At 58.6% G+C, this 2,749-nt stretch carries 1 rRNA gene; it reads right to left on the bottom strand.

Annotated elements, in window-relative coordinates:
* Positions 1 to 2: 2 nt before the first annotated feature.
* A 23S ribosomal RNA gene (locus QSG27_RS27690) occupies positions 3 to 2,747 on the bottom strand.
* Positions 2,748 to 2,749: the final 2 nt, after the last annotated feature.

Genomic DNA, 2,749 nt, shown 5'->3' with positions numbered 1-2,749 from the left:
GAAGGATCAAGCCGATCGAGCGATTAGTAAGGCTCAGCTTCAGGCGTTGCCGCCGGTCCACATGCCTCCTATCGACGTGATGGTCTGTCACGGCTCTCAAGGGAGTTCTGGTTTTGAGGTGGGTTTCCCGCTTAGATGCTTTCAGCGGTTATCCCGTCCAGACTTAGCTACCCGGCCATGCCACTGGCGTGACAACCGGTGCACCAGAGGTCTGTCCATCCCGGTCCTCTCGTACTAGGGACAGATCCTCGCAAAACTCCGACACCCACGGCAGATAGGGACCGAACTGTCTCACGACGTTCTAAACCCAGCTCACGTACCACTTTAATCGGCGAACAGCCGAACCCTTGGGACCTGCTCCAGCCCCAGGATGTGATGAGCCGACATCGAGGTGCCAAACGACTCCGTCGATATGGACTCTTGGGAGTCATCAGCCTGTTATCCCCGGCGTACCTTTTATCCGTTGAGCGATGGCCCGTCCACGTGGAACCACCGGATCACTATGGCCGACTTTCGTCTCTGCTCGACTTGTCGGTCTTGCAGTCAGGCGGGCTTATGCCATTGCACTCGACGAGCGATTTCCGACCGCTCTGAGCCCACCATCGCGCGCCTCCGTTACGCTTTGGGAGGCGACCGCCCCAGTCAAACTACCCGCCATGCAGGGTCCCGGCTCCGGATGAACGGAGCGCGGTTAGATGCCAGAGACCTCAAGGGTGGTATTTCAAGGATGGCTCCACCGGAGCTGGCGCCCCGGCTTCCTAGCCTCCCACCTATCCTACACATGAGATCCCTAGCACCACTGCAAAGCTGTAGTAAAGGTGCACGGGGTCTTTCCGTCTGACCGCGGGTACTCCGCATCTTCACGGAGAGTTCAATTTCGCTGAGTTGGTGTTGGAGACAGCGGGGAAGTCGTTACGCCATTCGTGCAGGTCGGAACTTACCCGACAAGGAATTTCGCTACCTTAGGACCGTTATAGTTACGGCCGCCGTTTACCGGGGCTTCAATTCGGAGCGTGAACCCCTCCTCTTAACCTTCCGGCACCGGGCAGGCGTCAGACCCTATACGTCGCCTTGGACGGCTTCGCAGAGCCCTGTGTTTTTAGTAAACAGTCGCCACCCCCTGGTCTGTGCCCCCCGCCCCTGCTTGCGCACGGACGGGGCCCTCTTCTTCCGAAGTTACGAGGGCAATTTGCCGAGTTCCTTCAACACCATTCTCTCAAGCGCCTGGGTATGCTCTACCAGTCCACCTGTGTCGGTTTGGGGTACGGTCTGATGCGGGGGCTGTTTCCTGGAACGGGTCCCCAGCCGGGCCAATCCGATCAGGCCCGACACGCTTTCCCATTCGTCACACACCCGCTGGCCCACGAATATTAACGTGGTTCCCATCGACTACGCCTTTCGGCCTCGCCTTAGGGGCCGGCTCACCCTGCGTGGATTAACCTTGCGCAGGAACCCTTGGACTTTCGGCGACAGTGTTTCTCACACTGTTTGTCGCTACTCATGTCAGCATTCTCACTTCCGATACCTCCAGGCGGCCTCACGGACGCCCTTCGCAGGCTTACGGAACGCTCCGCTACCACGTGTCATAGACACATCCGCAGCTTCGGCACACGGCTTGAGCCCCGATACATTTTCGGCGCAGGCCGGCTTAACTAGACCAGTGAGCTATTACGCTTTCTTTAAAGGATGGCTGCTTCTAAGCCAACCTCCTGGTTGTCATGGCCTTCCCACATCCTTTCCCACTTAGCCGTGATTTGGGGGCCTTAGCTGGCGGTCTGGGCTGTTTCCCTCTCGACGATGGACCTTAGCACCCACCGTCTGTCTGCCGGGCTGTGCTCCACGGTATTCGGAGTTTGGTTAGGTTTGGTAAGCCGCGAGGCCCCCTAGCCCATCCAGTGCTCTACCCCCGTGGGCAATCGCCCGACGCGCTACCTAAATAGCTTTCGCGGAGAACCAGCTATTTCCCGGTTTGATTGGCCTTTCACCCCTAGCCACAGATCATCCCCGACTTTTTCAACAGGCGTGGGTTCGGTCCTCCAGTGCGTGTTACCGCACCTTCAACCTGTCCATGGCTAGATCACCGGGTTTCGGGTCTACAGCAAGCAACTCACGCGCCCTGTTCAGACTCGCTTTCGCTGCGCCTCCGGCTACCGCCTTAAGCTCGCTGCTTACTGTAAGTCGCTGACCCATTATACAAAAGGTACGCCGTCACGGCGCAGGGCCGCTCCGACTGCTTGTAGGCATCCGGTTTCAGGAACTGTTTCACTCCCCTCGTCGGGGTGCTTTTCACCTTTCCCTCACGGTACTGGTGCACTATCGGTCACTGAGGAGTACTTAGGCTTGGAGGGTGGTCCCCCCATGTTCGGACAGGGTTTCACGTGCCCCGCCCTACTCGAGGACTGAACCTGGTTTACCCGTACGGGACTATCACCCGCTCTGGTGCGCCTTTCCAGACGCTTCCGGTTGTGTCGGTTCAGCCACTGGCCTGGTCCGCGTTCGCTCGCCACTACTAGCGGAGTCTCGGTTGATGTCCTTTCCTCCGGCTACTTAGATGTTTCAGTTCGCCGGGTTCGCCTCCCGCACCTATGAATTCAGTGCGGGATACCGCTTGCGCGGTGGGTTGCCCCATTCGGAAATCCACGGATCAAAGCCTGCTCGCGGCTCCCCATGGCTTATCGCAACGTGCTGCGTCCTTCATCGCCTCTCAGTGCCAAGGCATCCACCAGATGCCCTTCAGACGCTTGATCCT

This window comes from Azospirillum isscasi (assembly GCF_030849505.1).
Lineage (GTDB): Bacteria > Pseudomonadota > Alphaproteobacteria > Azospirillales > Azospirillaceae > Azospirillum > Azospirillum isscasi.
This window is presented reverse-complemented; position numbering and strand designations above follow the sequence as displayed.